The following is a 14,568-nucleotide window of genomic DNA, read 5'->3' on the forward strand; positions in this document are numbered from 1 at the left end:
ACGATGGTGGATGAACATGGCTGACATTTCCTGGCGCGACCGTCTCTTTGGCGGATTGAAGCGCACGTCCGACAAGCTCGGCGACAATCTCACCGGCCTGTTCGGCAAGGCCGCCCTGGACGCGCAGACCCTTGACGAGATCGAGGAGGCGCTGATCCTGTCCGACCTCGGTCCGGCCATGGCCGTGCGGGTGCGCGAACGCCTGGCCGAAGGCCGGTTCAACAAGGAACTGACAGAAGAGTATCTGCGCGAGATCATCGCGGAGGAAATCGAGAAGGTCTTGGCCCCCGTCGCCCGGCCACTAGAGATCGAAGCCTTCCCCCGGCCGCAGGTCATCCTGGTCATTGGCGTCAACGGGTCGGGCAAGACCACCACCATCGCCAAGCTCGCGCATAATTTTCTGGAACAGGATTATGGCGTGATGCTGGCAGCGGGCGACACGTTCCGCGCCGCCGCGATCGGCCAGCTCAAGGTCTGGGCCGAGCGGTTGGGCATCCCGATCGTCGCGGGCAAGGAAGGCGGCGACGCGGCGGGCATCGTGTTCGACGCGGTCAAGCAGGCGACCGCGACCGGCATCGACGTGCTGATCGTCGACACCGCAGGGCGCTTGCAGAACAAGACCGAGTTGATGGACGAACTGGCCAAGATCCGCCGCATACTGGGCCGGCTGAACCCGGCTTCGCCGCATGACGTCGTGCTGGTGCTGGATGCGACCACGGGCCAGAATGCGCTGAACCAGATCGAAGTGTTCAAGGAAACCGCGCAGGTCACGGGCCTCGTCATGACCAAGCTGGACGGCACGGCGCGCGGCGGCGTGCTGGTCGCGGCGGCAGAGAAATTCCGCCTGCCCATCCACGCCATTGGCGTCGGGGAAAAGATCGAGGATCTGCGCCCCTTCGATCCCGGCGACATGGCGCGCGCTATCGCAGGAACAGCCTATGCCCGCTGATACCAAACCCGCCCATAGCGGCACGCTCAGCCTGGCGCTCGATTTCGGGCCGCTGCTCGTCTTTTTCCTCGGCTATAAATTTCTCGGCATGATCGTCGGCACGGCGGCCTTCATGGTCGCCATCATCATTGCGGTGATCGTGTCGAAATGGAAACTGGGCCGGGTTTCGCCGATGCTCTGGCTATCGGCAGCGCTGGTGCTGTTCTTCGGCGGCCTGACCATCTATTTCCATGACCAGAGCTTCATCCAGTTGAAGCCGACCATCATCTACGCCTTCTTCGCATTGATGCTGTTCGCGGGACTGGTGCGGGGCAAGCCGCTGCTCAAATATCTGTTGCAGGCGGCCTATGATGGCCTGAGCCACACCGGTTGGATGAAGCTGTCCCGCAACTGGGCGCTCTTCTTCGTCGCCATGGCGATCGCGAACGAAGCGATGCGTCGCTCGCTGAGCTTCGACACCTGGCTTGCGGTCAAGGTTTGGGGCGTGACCATCGTCTCGGTGATCTTCGCCGCCGCCAATATCCCGATGCTGATGCGTCACGGCCTGAAACTGGGCGACGAGCCTGCCAGCGACGATCTGGGCGAGACGACCCCGCCCCAAGGTTGAGCCGCCCGCTAAGCCCTTATTTCTGCGATCGTTTCGCAATAGGCATATAGGCCTTTTTTTCCGCGCGCGGGTGCGCATATGGAAGGGCGCGGCGGCGTTTCGCGTCCCGCCTGGACCCATAATAGATCGACCGCGCCAGTCATCGTGCGGCCGTCCCACCGAACCTTAGGAGTTCCGCCATGGCTTTTGTTCTGCCCGACCTGCCCTATGCCAAGGATGCATTTGGCGACATCCTGTCGGCCGAAACCTTCGACTATCACCACGGCAAGCATCATAACGCCTATGTCGTGAAGGCCAATGAACTGGTCGCCGCCGACGCGGCCCACCAGGGCAAGTCGCTGGTCGAGCTGATCAAGTCGACCAAGGGCGGCCTGTTCAACCAGGTCGGCCAGATCTGGAACCACACATTCTACTGGCAGTCGCTGTCGCCGACCAAGACCGCGCCGACCGGTGACCTGCTGGCCAAGATCGAAGAGGCGTTCGGTTCGGTCGATGCGCTGATCGAGAAGATGAAGGCGGAGGCCGTGGGCCATTTCGCCAGCGGCTGGGCCGCGCTGATCCTCAAGGACGGCAAGCTGGAAGTCACCAGCTATCATGACGCCGACACGCCGGTCGCGCATGAAGGTCATGCCCCGCTGCTGATCGTCGATGTGTGGGAACATGCCTATTATATCGACTATCGCAACGCACGCCCCGGCTATGCCGACCGCATCCTCAAAGACGCAATCAACTGGGACTTTGCGGCGCTGAACCTGGATGGCGAAGGCGCGAGCCGCGCTGATCAGCCGGGCTGAAGCACAAAGGGCGGCCCCACAAGGGGCCGCCCACTTTTTTTGCGCCAGTTCGGACCTTACACAATCTTTTGTTAAATCCCGACGCGCATCATCGCCTATCCTTGAGGGAGGGGCGACATATGATGGATATGACGGCGCTGCGGGGGCAGCATGAACAAATCAGCCTGACCGCCCGGCAACTGGCGCAGGCCACGAGCGACACGGCCACGCCGCAAAGCGTTGCGGCGCTCCGATGATCCCTCGCGCGACAATTGATCGCGCATCTCGCGCTGGAGGATCGCATCCTCTATCCCGCGATGCAGCGGGCGCCGGACTTGGCCGCACGCAAGACAGCCGCCCAATTGCAGAGCGAAACCGGCGCACTGGCCGATCGCTTCACCCGTTATATGGCCGATTGGAGCGATGATCGCATCGCGCGCGAATGGCCCGCCTTCTGTGCGGAAACACGGCTGATCCTGGCGGCGCTGGCCGAACGGGTCGACCGCGAGAATCGCACCCTCTATCCATTGGCGGACCAGCAACGACGCCCCATGCCACCGGTCGCACGGGCAAGCTGACCGGGCTCAGGCCGCTTCGAGTTGCGCCACGAACAGGTCTGTCGCGCGCTGCAAATCCTGCGCCGTGCGCGACAGACCGGAAGCGGCACTCGACACCCGCCCCGACAGGCTTTCCGTGCTGCGGGCCATGTCCGCCACTTGCTCCATTCGTCCGGCCATGATGGTGGCGTCCTGTGCCGTATCCCGCGCCGTCGCACCAATGGCCGCCGTCGCATCCCGCTGATCCGCCACCGCGCGTTGGATCGCATCGGCGGCATCGGCCAGTTGCTCGACTGCGCTCGCGACATCGGACAGCGCGTTTTGGGCGACTCCTGCGCCCTGCTGTGCCGAAGACGCCAGCGACTGGATCTCCCCTGTCGCATTGGCCGCCTGCCCCGCCAATTGCTTCACCTCGCCCGCCACCACGGCAAAGCCACGTCCGACATCCCCGGCGCGCGCCGCTTCGATCGTGGCATTGAGCGCCAGCAAATTGGTACGCGACGCGATCTGGGTGATCGAATGGGCAAAGCTGGTGATGGAAGCGGTATGATTTTCCATGTCGCGCATCGCTTCATGTCCGGCGTTGGACACACGTTGCGCCTCACCGCCTAGCGTCGCCTGCTGATGTGCGGCCGAGGCGATGGCCGTGATGGATTCGGACAACTGATCAATCCGCTGCGCCAACATCGCCGCGCGCGCCGAGGATTGCTCCGCGGCATGAACAGTCTCGCCGGTACCCGCACTTGCGCGGCGCGCGAGATCGTTCAGCGAGAGCGCTGACTCCTCCAACTCGCCGGTCGCTGCACTGACCGCATCGGCCACTTCGGCAATCGACTGGCGGAAGGCCGCAAGCAATGCCAGCGTTTCGGCCCGGCGATCCGCCATCATCCGTTCGCGTTCCCGCTCCCTTTCGACCCGCAGCGCTGCTTCGCGTGCATCGGCCTCCCGCCGCGCCGCCATCGCCGCTTCCGCAGCCGCGCGTCCGGCCTGGGCCTGTTCGGCCAACTCCGCCGATCCCGCGACATGACGATCCAATGCCAGCAGCATTTCGCGCAGGCGAACGCTCAGATAACAGAGCACCGATGCCTGCAAGATCACCGCCGCCCCGTGGAGCGCGATCCGTTCGAGATTGCCCTGCCCCGGAAAGACCCAGGAAGGCGCAAGATAATTGAGCAACAGATGATGGAGCGCAACCAATGTCGCCCCCAACACGATCGGCCGCCAGTCATAGAGCAGCACCAGCCCCGCCAGCGCGACGAAGAAATACATATGGCCGTCCATTTGCCAGCCATGGCCGGACAGCAGCACGACGCCGATGGCAGGCTGAACCGCCGCGAGTGTGCCCATGACCATACGGGCTTCCAGATCCCGACGCCCACGCAGGACCATCACCGTGGGCAGCGCATTGACCAAGGCGGACAGGAACATCGCCTTGATGCTGTCCTCTTCGCCCATCGCCATGGCCATCAGGCCCAGCACCACGGTCCAGACCCAGTTGGCGAGCAACAGGATACGCAGACCCTGCAAGCGCAGACGGCCAAGACTGCTGATCGCGTTCATCAGCCCAGATCTCCGCAACCACCAGCGTCAGCCGCAATGGCCAGGACACCTGCCATGAACAAGGGCCGCGCCAAGGCGTCACGCCGTCCCTCCACCACCAGCGATCCCGCCCATGGCCCGGCAGCGATCAGCCGCGCACCATGGGCAACCGCGACGCGCGCAAGCCCCGCGCGCCCATCCTGGGTCATCGGCATCAGCAGCATACGTCCGCTGACGGGGGGCATGGCGTAAAGCACGGCCAGGCTGCTCATCGCCAAGCAGCATTGAACGGATAGGGACGTGCCAGGACGCGCGCGCGCAAAATAGGTCATTCAGTCCGGATAGGATTGAATGGTAAGGATAATATTAAGGCTGTTTTGGTGCGCCTATGCCCAAAGTGACAGCGAGTTCATCCAGATCAGTACCCGGTTTCACCAGCAGCCATTCGCGACTCGCCGCGCCGTTGACCACCGTCACCGCGCCCTTGGGACAGATGCCCAGGCAGTCGACTTCGATGATCCCTGCCGCCGCTTTGCGCCCTTTGCCCAGCGTCAGATGCTTGCGCAGCGCCTTGGCCAGCCGCTCGTCACCGTCGGGGCCAAAGCCGCCATCCAGTTTCTTGGCGCATTTGCGGCACACCAGCACGGCGTTGCGCCAATTGGAGCGGACATGATCCTTCATCGATCGGCCTTCAATCCACCGCGCCACGCGGTTTCCACGTCCGCCGCTCCTCGGCGGCGCGCAGAACCTCATAGGCGGCCTGGATCGTCTGGAATTGGACCGCCGCCTTGGCATCGCCGGGCTTTACGTCAGGGTGGAATTCCTTGGCCAATCGACGCCAGCTTTTCTTCACCGCTTCGAAATCGGCGTCATCCTCCAGCTCCAGCGCCTGGAGCGCGTGCAGTTCGTCGCGCGACCGGTTGCCATCGCCTGGCCCACCCCAGCCATGATAGGCGCTCGACTGAAAGCCACCCGCATCGCGCCGCTCATCATGTTCGCGCTTCGCCCGCTCTTCGTCATCCAGCCCCTGAAAATAATCCCAGTTCCGGTTATATTCGCCCGCATGTTCGGGGCAGAAATACCAGCGTTCCGGGCTGTTGGGGGATTTGGGCGCAGGGCAATTGCCCGGCTGGTCACAACCAAAGCGGTCGCAGCCGCGCACCGCCTGGGCTTCACGCGATGCGCCATAGCTGCGCCAGCGGGGAAAGCCCCAGTCATTGGATCGGCCGTTACGAGACATGGATTACAGGTAAGGATTCCGTCAGAAAAACGCCACCCCGCTGCAGCGCAAAAGGGGTCGCCAAAAAAATGTGCCAGAGGGCCTATAAGCCGGGTTTTGTCCTCTCCTTGCGGAGATGTGCGACCATTCCTCTAGGGGACGGATTACTCCGCCCCTCAAGCAACCAACCCGGACGATCTCGGTCGAAACAGACCTAGCAGCCAAAACTGCGCGCCGTCCCTATTCGGTCTTGCTCCCGGTGGGGTTTACCGTGCCGCCTTGCGTTGCCGCAGACGCGGTGCGCTCTTACCGCACCCTTTCAATTTCGCATGGCCTAAGCCGTTGCGACCTGCTTTCTGTTGCACTGTCCCTTGGATCACTCCAGCCGGTCGTTAACCGGCACCGTCATTTCGTGGAGCCCGGACTTTCCTCGCCGTGGAAGTTACCCGCCACGCCGCGGCCGCCCAGCCCTCTGGCGGACACGTCCCTAGCGCCGTTCGGGTCCGGCGTCACCTGCTTATTCATCGCCCCTGGGCTTGGGCAGCAACAGCGCGAGCAGGATGGCACGGCATTCGCCATCGATCACCCCGTCGATCCGTTCCGGGCGAAAGCGGCGCTGGAACGCGACCACCGCCGCCTGCGGTTCGGCAATGTCATAGCCGAAGCGTTCGAGCGCGAGCATGAAGCCGCCATCGGTCCAGTGTGGGTCCATCAGATTCTTGGTCGGCCGGGGCAGCGCCAGTCGCAGCCGCGCCAGTTGGCCCCAGGGAAACAACTCGCCCGGATCCTGCTTGCGCGCAGGCGCGATATCGCTGTGGCCAACGATATTGCCACGCGTGATCCGGTGCCGCTGGGTGATGTCATGCACCAATGGGATTAACGATCCCATCTGCGCTTCGGGAAAGGGCCGATAGCCCCATTCATGCCCCGGATTGATAATCTCTATGCCGATGCTGGCCGAGTTGATGTCGTCGATACCGCGCCAGTGCGACCGCCCGGCGTGCCAGGCGCGCTTGGCCTCATCGACCATGCGGATGATCTGGCCATCCTCGGTCACGACATAATGGGCCGACACCTTCGATTCCGGGTTGGCCAGCCAGTTGATCGCGCTCGCCGCGTCGGGCATCCCGGTATAATGCAGCACCAGCATGGTGATGGGCAGGCTGCGCTCGTCATAATTGGGCGACGGCGTCTCGATCATCGGCAGCTTGGTCATCATGCCCTTTCGGCCTGCACCGTCGATCCGGCGGCCTGACCATGACAATGGCGCAGCGCGACGCCGCAATCAAGCATGGTTAAGGACGGGCAGGTTAGCCTGCCAGCCGCGTCCGCCCGATGGTGCCCTCCGGTAGCGCTGCCTGCCGGGCATAGGCACCGCGAAATTCGGGATGGGCGGTAAAATCATCCCCCTGCCCGATCACAGTTTCGCCTGCTCCCAATAGCAATACCGACCGGGCATGGCTGTGTCGGCCCAGCAGCCGCAGCACCGCCTGCCGCCGCTCCGGCGAGAAATAGAGTAGGACGTTGCGGCACAGGAGAAGATCATATTCGCCGGTGGGAACCTTGGCATCGAACAGGTTGTCGTGGCGGAAATCGATCATGCGGCGCAGTTCCGCGCTGGCGCGCCAATCTTCGCCATGCGGTTCGAACCATTTGATGAGGTCGCCGACCGCCAAGCCGCGCTGAACGTCCATTTGCGAGAAAATGCCGGCGCGCGCCTGATCGATCGCCGCGGTCGAAATGTCCGTGGCCATGATCTCGATCCGCCAGCCGCTCCAGCGCGCGGCATCGTTGCGCAGGCGGATCGCCAGCGAATAGGCTTCCTGACCGGTCGAACAGCCCGCGCTCCAGATGCGCAAGGTGCGATTGGATCGCTCCGCCTGGATCGCGGGCAGGATCTGGCGATGGATCATGTCGAAGATCTGAAGGTCGCGAAAGAAGCTGCTTTCATTGTTGAGGAGCGCGTTGACCACATCTTCCTCCAGGCGGGGATCGCTCTTGCGCGTCAACCATCCGGCCAGTTCGTCCATGTCCGTCAGCTTATGCTGTCGCAACACCGGACGGAGCGCGGTTTCCATCCGCCAGGCGCGCCCTTCGGACAAGGCCTGACCGGTGCGGGCTTCGAGCAGCGCCGCCAGGACGCAGGCCGCGCCTTCGAATACCGCTGCCGTCATATGCCGACCCTGCCGCGCTTGGTAATGAAGTTCATCATCTGGTGCGGCTCCATCAAGGCGCAGGTCAGGCCAGCACCAGCAACCGATCCCGGCATGCCCCAAACGACGCTGCTGGCTTCGTCCTGCGCCACGATCCAGCCGCCCGCCGCGACGATGTCGCGCGCGCCGACCGTGCCGTCCCGGCCCATGCCGGTCAGCACGACCCCGGCTGCGCCCGCGCCATAGACCTCCGCCATGCTGGCGAACATCGGATCGACGCCGGGTAGGTTGCCCGCTGGCGTGCGTTCGGGATTGAGTTGCACCATGACCCGGCCGTGGAGGCCACGGCGTACCTGCAGATTAGCATCGCCCGGCGCGACATAGATGGTGTCGGGGAGCAAGATATCCCCGGTTTCAGCCACCTTCACCCGTAAGCTCGTCATGCGCATCAGTTGTTGCGCGAAATAGACGGTGAAGCTGGCGGGCAGATGCTGGGTCAGCAGCAGCGGCACCCCCATCGGCGCTGACAGGCCTTCGAACAATTGGCCCAGCGCATGGATACCGCCGGTGGAGGCGCCAATGCCCAGGCAAGCCAGCGGCTGAAGCGCGGGTCGCGCGACCGGTGGGACGACCGGTGCGGTGGACAGGACAGCCATGACGCGCTGGTCGAACAGGCGGTTGAGCCGGTCGATCAAGCCCTGGGAGAATTGGTCGCCGAAACTGCCGCTGCCGGGCTTCGACACGATGTCACTGGCGCCAAGCGCCAGCGCTTCGACCGCCGCCGCGCTGCCTTCCTCGCACTTGCCCGACAGGATCGCGACCTTCACGTCGGCCTGCGCCTTCAATATCGCCGGGAGCGCGGCAAGGCCGCTCTGCCCCGGCAGTTCGATGTCGAGCAGAACCAGATCGACGGCATGATCGGCCAGATAGCCCAGGGCCAGTTCCGCGCTGTTGCTCTTGTGAACCACGCTATAGGCTGGCTCGTTGTTGAGTATCCGCTCGATCACCGTGCGGACCACCACCGAATCATCGACGATCAGGGTGCGCACGGCACCCTGCTGTCTCCTTATATGGGTCATGATCGGCATGTTGACGGTCATCACGAGGCTTTCTGCACGAAGACGAAAAGGGTGGAGGTTACTCCCTGGATTGGAGTGCAGGCTGTCGGGCTAGATAACCCCGACGATCACCAATTTGCTTTCCAGCGTTTCGCGATCGAAAGGCTTCATCACATATTCGTCGGCCCCCGCCTCGACCGCAGCCTTGATATGGCTGATGCCATTTTCCGTGGTGCAGAAGATGATCTTGGGACGGGCGGTCATCTTGGCGGTCGTCAGGGCCTGCAGAAACTCCATCCCGCTCATCACCGGCATGTTCCAGTCGAGCAGGACCACGTCCGGCGCGGAGGCTTCGCACTGGGTCAGGGCGTCCTGTCCATCCACCGCTTCGGTGACGGACAGGTCGAGCGATTCGAGAATATGGCGGGCCACCTTGCGGATAACCTTCGAATCGTCGACGACCAGGCAGTTCTTCATGATGCGTCCCTTTGGAATTTATGGCCCGAAAATCGAGACCTAACGGGCAAAAGCGAGTTTTTGGTAAACGTGTTGGAAAACAGTTCAGGCCGCCTGGGCCTGGCAGCCGCCGTCGATGAAGCTGGCCAAGGACACCAGCAGCCAGGGATGACCATCCTGTTCCACGATGGCGCGGCCATAGGGTGCCCAGGCCCGGTCCAACTGACCGCGCAGCGGCAGTTCCCCCTCCGGCACGCGGCAGATGTCGGAGACGCTGTCGACCATCAGACCATAGCTGTGCCCGGCGATATTGGCGATGATGGCGAGGCCCGCGTCGCGGGTCGGCGAGGCCATCCCCTGGATCAAGGCGGCCGTATCGATGATCGTCAGCACCCGGCTGCGCAGCGCTGACAGGCCCGCGACATGCGCGCCCATGCCCGGCACCGGCGAAATTTCGGTCAGCTTGACCACCGCTTCCACCTCGTCGGTTTCCACCGCGATCCGCGTGCCCGCCAGCGTGGCGAAAAGATATAGTCGGTTCATGGCCCTATCCCTGTCCGGCGGTGATCGCCGCCATCAGTGCGTCCTGGTCATAGCGATAGATGCTGGCGTCGTGCGGTCCGGCGGCACGGGGCGAGGCGCGCAGTTGCACCACGCGGCATCCGGTCATCTCCGCCATGATCCCGGCGACTTTCGATCCTTCGCCATCATGGCACAGCAATACGTCGCGCGGGTCGATCACGCCGTCTTCCGGCAGGCCCAGCACGACGTCATGGCCCGCCTGCCGCAACAGCGGTGCCAATATCTCGCGGGTCCAGCCATCCTCGGCATCGGCCAGCAGGCAACGGCCGCCCTGCCCTTCGACGCTGTCGTAACCGGACAGCGAAGCGAACAGTGCAAACGGGTTTATCACCTCCAGATGCTCGCCTTCGATCACCGCGACGCCGCTCAGGATTCCTTGCATCGCGACCATGTCGGGGACCAGCGGCATCTGGACGATGTCCAGCACGGCGGCGACCGGGTAGCAGGCTTCCTGCGTGCCATCGCGCAGGCGCAAAGCGGACACTTTGGCCCGATCGAACTGGGACAAGCCATTGACGACGGGGATTAATCGCCCGTCGAGCCGGACATAGGCCTGGTCGCCCGACCGGCCGAACAGCCCGACATCGATATCTTCGACCCGGTCGATCAGCGCCAGTTTGAGCAGCCGTTTTTCGCCGGTCATTTCCTCGAACCGCAGCGCCGCGACCATCTCGACCCCGGCCTGGGCGTCCGCCTGTTCCTCTGTCCGCCGTGCGGCCTGATCGTCCAGGATCGTGGGGAGTTGGGCCGCGCTGGCAATGCCTGCCGCGTCCAGCAGCAGCATCGGCTTGCCATTGTCCGGCAAGGTCATGCCGGCATAGACGCCCGTCGCGATGATCAATGGCGAGGCTGGCCGGATCACCAGTTCCTCATGATTGTCCACGGCGGCGACGCCCATCGCATAGGGTACGCCGCTGCCCGACCGTACCACCATGATGGCGCGGGGTCCGGCCTGTGCCGGTCGGTCCATGCCCAGCACATCTTCCAGCTCGATCATCGAATGCCGCACGCCGCGGATCGTGGCGATCTGTGCGCCGCCGATGCAGCTGATCTGGAGCATCGCATTGTTATCATGCAGTATTTCGACAACGGCAGCGCGCGGGATGGCGAAATGCAGGCCGCCCGCCCGCACCACCAGCCCCGGAATGATGGTCAGCGTCAGCGGCACGCGCAGGGTGATGCACAGCCCCTGGCCCGGATGATTGTCGAGCGCGATGACGCCGCCGATCCGCTCTACATTGGCGCGCACCACGTCCATGCCGACGCCGCGGCCGGAGATCGACGTCACTTGATCGGCGGTGGACAGCCCGGCGTGGAAGATCAGGTCCAGCTTGTCCGCCTCGGTCATCCGTGCCGCCGCTTCAGGGGTCAGCCGGCCTGCGCTGATCGCCTTGTCCACCAGCCGCGCAGTGTCGATGCCTGCGCCATCGTCGCTGATGGTGATGACGATCTGATTGCCCGACTGGCGGGCCTCCACGCGTAGCGCGCCAGCTTCCGGCTTGCCGACCGCGCGACGCTGTTCGGGGGACTCGATGCCATGGTCGATGGCGTTGCGGACGATATGGGTGAGCGGGTCGACGACCATCTCCACCATTTCGCGGTCCATTTCGACGTCGCCGCCCTCCAGCGTCAGGTCGATGCGTTTGCCCAGATCCCGGCCGAGATCGCGGACCATGCGCGGGATGGCCGCGAACAGCCGTTCGACCCGTTGCATCCGCGTCTTGGAAATCACGTCGCGCATGTCCGCCACGCAGGTCGACAGCCGTTCGAACACATTGTCGAGTTCCGGGTCGGCCGACCGTTCGCGCAGTTTGCGCGACAATTCGTTGCGGGCCAGCACCATGTCCGACACGCCGTTCATCAACTGGTCGATCAGGCTCAAGGGCAGGCGAATGGTGCGGGGGCCAGCCTGTCCCGCTTGACGCGCCACCGCGACCGGAGCCGCCTGCACCTGGGGCGCGGGCTGGTCCACTGGCGCGTTGAGCGCCGCAATCAGATAATCGTCATTTTCATTGGGGAGCGCCGCGCCCATGGCCACCGCTTCAGTCAGTTCGCCGATCCGGTCCATCAGGCCCAGTACGGCGCTCACCGTTGCGGGATCAGCGCCGCGCTTGCCTGCACGAATGTCCGCCAGCACATCTTCGGCAGCGTGGCTGAGGCGTTCGAACCTGGGCAGGTTGAGGAAGCCGCAACTGCCCTTGACCGTGTGGAAGAAACGGAAGATCGCATCGAGCCGGTCGCGGTCAGACGGGTCGGCTTCCCACGCCACGACCTCCCCAGCCAACGCTTCAAGCGTTTCCTGGGTTTCCGATATGAATTCCTGCAGTAACTCGTCCATTGCCATGGCCCCACCGATGCGCGCGACAGGCACCTTTGGCGGGACGTGGTTAAGGGGCCGTTAAAAGCCGGGACGCAGACGGCAAAAGGGGCGCCGTGACCATGTCACGACGCCCCTTCGCTTGAATGACGAGAGCAGATTACTGCTGGTCTTCGACCGCTTCTTCAGCCTTCTCGCCCGCTTCGCGGGTGGCGTCGGCCTTGTTTTCCAGCGCATCGGCAGCATTTTCAGCCGACATTTCGGCGTTGCCGGTCAGGTTGTCGGCCATGGCTTCCATATTGTCAGCCTGGTTGTCGAGGGCGTCCGCCTGATTTTCGTAAGCGTTCTCGACCTGGTTTTCCTTGGCGGAATCGCACGCTGCGAGCGCGACAAGGCTGGCGAGGCCAAGGACTTTGACGAAGGTTTTCACGGCGTTGTTCTCCTGTTGCGCCCCCTGGGGCTACCTACTTCGCAAGGCTTCCAGGCCGCACACGCAGCCTTCAGCCCTGACCGCGATCAACCGGTCGCGCCGGGGATGGTTCCCGTCGCAGTCTCACTTCGTCGCATAAACGATTATTTTTTGAGGGAATCGCGGATTTCGCGCAGCAACATGATGTCTTCGGGGGTGGGCGCGGGTGCCGCAGCGGGTGCTTCGGCTTCCTGCTTGGCGGTCAGCCTGTTCACCAGCTTGACCAGCAGGAAGATGATGAAGGCCAGGATCACGAAATTGACCAGCACGGTCAGAAATTCGCCCCAGCCGAACATGGCGACGCCCGCCGCCTTTAGATCGGCATAGCTTTCGGGGTTGCCCTTAAACTCTGCGGGCAGATCGCCCATGCGGATGAAGTAGCCCGAAAAGTCGGCGCCGCCGAAAATATAGCCGACCACCGGCATGATCAGGTCATCGGTCAGCGATTTGGTGATGGTCGCGAAGGCGCCGCCGATGATGACGCCGACCGCGAGGTCCATCACATTGCCGCGATTGATGAAAGTCTTGAATTCCGAAAGCAGCCCCATGGTTTAAGCCCTTTTACCATCTGCGATAATATCTGCATGGCCCGTTGCGCGGATCAGTTCAACGCCCTATTTCCAGCAACGAAACAATCGCCAAGGATGTCCCATGACGCGCCTGCGCCGCTTCTCCACCTTTCTGCTGCCGCTCTTTGGGGCGTTCGCCCTGTCCGCGTGCGGCATCAACAGCGTTCCAACGGCCGAGGAAGAGGCGAAGGCCAAATGGGCCGACGTGCAGGCGCAATATCAGCGCCGCTCCAACCTGGTCGGCAATCTGGTCGCCACGGTCAAGGCGGCGGGCAAGCAGGAGCAGGACACGCTGGTCCAGGTGACCGAGGCGCGTGCCAAGGCCACGTCGGTACAGGTCAATGCCGAAGACCTGTCCGATCCCGCCAAGGTCGCGCAGTTCCAGGCGGCACAGGCGCAGTTGAGCCAGGGGCTTGGCCGCCTGCTCGCCTCGGTCGAGGCCTATCCCGACCTCAAGAGCAATGAGAATTTCCTGCAGCTCCAGTCCCAGCTGGAGGGCACCGAGAACCGCATCGCCGTTGCCATTCGCGACTATAATGGCGCGGTGCAGGCTTATAATACCCGCATCCGCACCTTCCCCGATGCGATCGGCGCGAAGATCATCCATGGGGCCAAGCCGATGACGCCGTTCCAGGCCACCACCCCCGGCGCGGAAGAAGCCCCCAAGGTCGATTTCGGTAGTTGAGCATCGGAACCATGCTTTCCTTTCCGTTCGGCCTGAGTCTGTCGAAGGCCCCTTCCCTTCGTTGGGGAGGAGCGTCGATAGGCCTGCTCCGCACGGCACTGTCTGGCCTGTTTCTTCTCCTTCTCCTCGCGCTCGCCTCGACGGCATGGGCGCAGGATTTTCCGAAGTTCGACGACAAGGGCGTGGTCGATGCCGCCAACCTGCTCGATCCGGCGCAGGAGCAGGCACTTAGCCAGACGCTGATCGCGCAGAAGCAGGCCAGCGGGCGGTCGCTGGTGGTCGCGACCATAGCCGATCTGCAGGGCTATGATATTGCCGACTATGGCTATCGGCTGGGTCGCGCCTGGGGCATTGGTGACAAGGACAGCAATGGCGCGCTGCTGATCATCGCGCCCAATGATCGCAAGGTGCGGATCGAGGTCGGCTATGGCCTGGAAGGCATACTGACCGACGCGCTTTCCTCGCAGATTATCCGCAATGCCATCACCCCGCGCTTCAAGGCGGGCGACATGCCCGGTGGCATCGCGGCGGGCGTGGAGCAGATCACCGCCTTGCTTGCCCTGCCGCCCGAAGAGGCCAAGGCCCGTGCGGCGGCCGCAGAAACCGAAGCGCGGGCCGCCGATCGCGGCGGCAGT

18 protein-coding genes and 1 other RNA gene are annotated in these 14,568 nt (G+C 63.6%); 6 read left to right on the forward strand and 13 right to left on the reverse strand.

Annotation, left to right across the window (positions count from 1 at the left end; all coding sequences use genetic code 11):
* Positions 1 to 16 precede the first annotated feature (16 nt).
* From ftsY to IL54_RS10195, 4 genes are all read left to right on the forward strand, one after another.
* Positions 17 to 949, forward strand: a complete 933-nt coding sequence (gene ftsY / locus IL54_RS10180; protein ID WP_152542530.1) for a signal recognition particle-docking protein FtsY — start codon at positions 17 to 19, stop codon at positions 947 to 949.
* Positions 939 to 1,556 carry a septation protein IspZ gene (ispZ, locus tag IL54_RS10185; RefSeq protein WP_037475350.1) on the forward strand — a complete coding sequence of 206 codons (618 nt, stop codon included), beginning with the start codon at positions 939 to 941 and terminating at the stop codon, positions 1,554 to 1,556. Before ftsY ends, ispZ begins: the two co-directional genes overlap by 11 nt.
* 179 nt (positions 1,557 to 1,735) lie before the next feature.
* A complete protein-coding gene (locus IL54_RS10190) occupies positions 1,736 to 2,350 on the forward strand; it encodes a superoxide dismutase (RefSeq protein ID WP_037475352.1) in 615 nt (204 codons plus the stop codon).
* Between the two features lie 251 nt (positions 2,351 to 2,601).
* Positions 2,602 to 2,907 (forward strand): hemerythrin domain-containing protein, encoded by a 306-nt coding sequence (locus IL54_RS10195; protein ID WP_237748846.1) that lies wholly within the window; start codon positions 2,602 to 2,604, stop codon positions 2,905 to 2,907.
* Between the two features lie 6 nt (positions 2,908 to 2,913).
* Here IL54_RS10195 and IL54_RS10200 read toward each other — a convergent pair whose 3' ends face one another.
* The 13 genes from IL54_RS10200 to mscL form a co-directional block, all read right to left on the reverse strand.
* Positions 2,914 to 4,446: a methyl-accepting chemotaxis protein gene (locus IL54_RS10200; protein WP_037475353.1), complete on the reverse strand. Its 1,533-nt coding sequence runs from the start codon at positions 4,444 to 4,446 to the stop codon at positions 2,914 to 2,916.
* Positions 4,446 to 4,697, reverse strand: a complete 252-nt coding sequence (locus tag IL54_RS10205; protein WP_069066106.1) for a hypothetical protein — start codon at positions 4,695 to 4,697, stop codon at positions 4,446 to 4,448. The genes IL54_RS10200 and IL54_RS10205 overlap by 1 nt, the downstream gene beginning before the upstream one ends.
* Positions 4,698 to 4,791: 94 nt before the next feature.
* Positions 4,792 to 5,106 carry a hypothetical protein gene (locus tag IL54_RS10210; RefSeq protein WP_037475357.1) on the reverse strand — a complete coding sequence of 105 codons (315 nt, stop codon included), beginning with the start codon at positions 5,104 to 5,106 and terminating at the stop codon, positions 4,792 to 4,794.
* 10 nt (positions 5,107 to 5,116) lie between these two features.
* Positions 5,117 to 5,665, reverse strand: coding sequence for a J domain-containing protein (locus IL54_RS10215; protein WP_037475360.1), 549 nt, complete (start codon positions 5,663 to 5,665; stop codon positions 5,117 to 5,119).
* 69 nt (positions 5,666 to 5,734) lie between these two features.
* Positions 5,735 to 6,120: RNase P RNA component class A (gene rnpB, locus IL54_RS22370), an RNA gene on the reverse strand.
* Positions 6,121 to 6,161: 41 nt separating this feature from the next.
* Entirely contained in the window at positions 6,162 to 6,860 is a 699-nt protein-coding gene (locus tag IL54_RS10220) for an N-acetylmuramoyl-L-alanine amidase (protein ID WP_037478310.1), read from the reverse strand.
* 94 nt (positions 6,861 to 6,954) lie between these two features.
* Positions 6,955 to 7,818, reverse strand: coding sequence for a CheR family methyltransferase (locus IL54_RS10225; RefSeq protein ID WP_037475363.1), 864 nt, complete (start codon positions 7,816 to 7,818; stop codon positions 6,955 to 6,957).
* Positions 7,815 to 8,897: a chemotaxis protein CheB gene (locus tag IL54_RS10230; protein WP_037475367.1), complete on the reverse strand. Its 1,083-nt coding sequence runs from the start codon at positions 8,895 to 8,897 to the stop codon at positions 7,815 to 7,817. The genes IL54_RS10225 and IL54_RS10230 overlap by 4 nt, the downstream gene beginning before the upstream one ends.
* 69 nt (positions 8,898 to 8,966) lie before the next feature.
* Positions 8,967 to 9,332 (reverse strand): response regulator, encoded by a 366-nt coding sequence (locus tag IL54_RS10235; protein WP_037475370.1) that lies wholly within the window; start codon positions 9,330 to 9,332, stop codon positions 8,967 to 8,969.
* Positions 9,333 to 9,416: 84 nt separating this feature from the next.
* On the reverse strand, positions 9,417 to 9,854 hold the full coding sequence (locus IL54_RS10240; protein ID WP_037475373.1) for a chemotaxis protein CheW: 438 nt from the start codon (positions 9,852 to 9,854) through the stop codon (positions 9,417 to 9,419).
* Positions 9,855 to 9,858: 4 nt separating this feature from the next.
* Complete coding sequence (locus IL54_RS10245; RefSeq protein ID WP_037475376.1) at positions 9,859 to 12,231, reverse strand: chemotaxis protein CheA; 2,373 nt, start codon at positions 12,229 to 12,231, stop codon at positions 9,859 to 9,861.
* Between the two features lie 139 nt (positions 12,232 to 12,370).
* Entirely contained in the window at positions 12,371 to 12,640 is a 270-nt protein-coding gene (locus tag IL54_RS10250; RefSeq protein ID WP_037475378.1) for a hypothetical protein, read from the reverse strand.
* 143 nt (positions 12,641 to 12,783) lie between these two features.
* Positions 12,784 to 13,227 carry a large conductance mechanosensitive channel protein MscL gene (mscL, locus tag IL54_RS10255; RefSeq protein WP_037475380.1) on the reverse strand — a complete coding sequence of 148 codons (444 nt, stop codon included), beginning with the start codon at positions 13,225 to 13,227 and terminating at the stop codon, positions 12,784 to 12,786.
* Between the two features lie 103 nt (positions 13,228 to 13,330).
* Here mscL and IL54_RS10260 point away from each other — a divergent pair, with 103 nt between their 5' ends.
* The gene (locus IL54_RS10260) at positions 13,331 to 13,933 is read left to right on the forward strand and encodes a LemA family protein (RefSeq protein ID WP_037475382.1); all 603 of its coding nucleotides are present in this window, start codon (positions 13,331 to 13,333) and stop codon (positions 13,931 to 13,933) included.
* Positions 13,934 to 13,944: 11 nt separating this feature from the next.
* The coding region (locus IL54_RS10265; protein WP_156106290.1) for a TPM domain-containing protein at positions 13,945 to 14,568 on the forward strand (624 nt) is incomplete at its 3' end.

The organism is Sphingobium sp. ba1, assembly GCF_000743655.1.
GTDB lineage: Bacteria > Pseudomonadota > Alphaproteobacteria > Sphingomonadales > Sphingomonadaceae > Sphingobium.

Excerpts from the sequence above, each read along its gene's own strand:
- IL54_RS10245 (WP_037475376.1), bottom strand. The coding sequence starts at position 12,231 with ATGGACGAGTTACTGCAGGAATTCATATCGGAAACCCAGGAAACGCTT.
- IL54_RS10230 (WP_037475367.1), bottom strand. The coding sequence starts at position 8,897 with ATGACCGTCAACATGCCGATCATGACCCATATAAGGAGACAGCAGGGT.
- IL54_RS10210 (WP_037475357.1), bottom strand. The coding sequence starts at position 5,106 with ATGAAGGATCATGTCCGCTCCAATTGGCGCAACGCCGTGCTGGTGTGC.
- IL54_RS10235 (WP_037475370.1), bottom strand. The coding sequence starts at position 9,332 with ATGAAGAACTGCCTGGTCGTCGACGATTCGAAGGTTATCCGCAAGGTG.
- ftsY (WP_152542530.1), top strand. The coding sequence starts at position 17 with ATGGCTGACATTTCCTGGCGCGACCGTCTCTTTGGCGGATTGAAGCGC.
- IL54_RS10200 (WP_037475353.1), bottom strand. The coding sequence starts at position 4,446 with ATGAACGCGATCAGCAGTCTTGGCCGTCTGCGCTTGCAGGGTCTGCGT.
- IL54_RS10225 (WP_037475363.1), bottom strand. The coding sequence starts at position 7,818 with ATGACGGCAGCGGTATTCGAAGGCGCGGCCTGCGTCCTGGCGGCGCTG.
- IL54_RS10260 (WP_037475382.1), top strand. The coding sequence starts at position 13,331 with ATGACGCGCCTGCGCCGCTTCTCCACCTTTCTGCTGCCGCTCTTTGGG.
- ispZ (WP_037475350.1), top strand. The coding sequence starts at position 939 with ATGCCCGCTGATACCAAACCCGCCCATAGCGGCACGCTCAGCCTGGCG.
- IL54_RS10215 (WP_037475360.1), bottom strand. The coding sequence starts at position 5,665 with ATGTCTCGTAACGGCCGATCCAATGACTGGGGCTTTCCCCGCTGGCGC.
- IL54_RS10220 (WP_037478310.1), bottom strand. The coding sequence starts at position 6,860 with ATGACCAAGCTGCCGATGATCGAGACGCCGTCGCCCAATTATGACGAG.
- IL54_RS10205 (WP_069066106.1), bottom strand. The coding sequence starts at position 4,697 with ATGAGCAGCCTGGCCGTGCTTTACGCCATGCCCCCCGTCAGCGGACGT.
- IL54_RS10190 (WP_037475352.1), top strand. The coding sequence starts at position 1,736 with ATGGCTTTTGTTCTGCCCGACCTGCCCTATGCCAAGGATGCATTTGGC.
- mscL (WP_037475380.1), bottom strand. The coding sequence starts at position 13,227 with ATGGGGCTGCTTTCGGAATTCAAGACTTTCATCAATCGCGGCAATGTG.
- IL54_RS10240 (WP_037475373.1), bottom strand. The coding sequence starts at position 9,854 with ATGAACCGACTATATCTTTTCGCCACGCTGGCGGGCACGCGGATCGCG.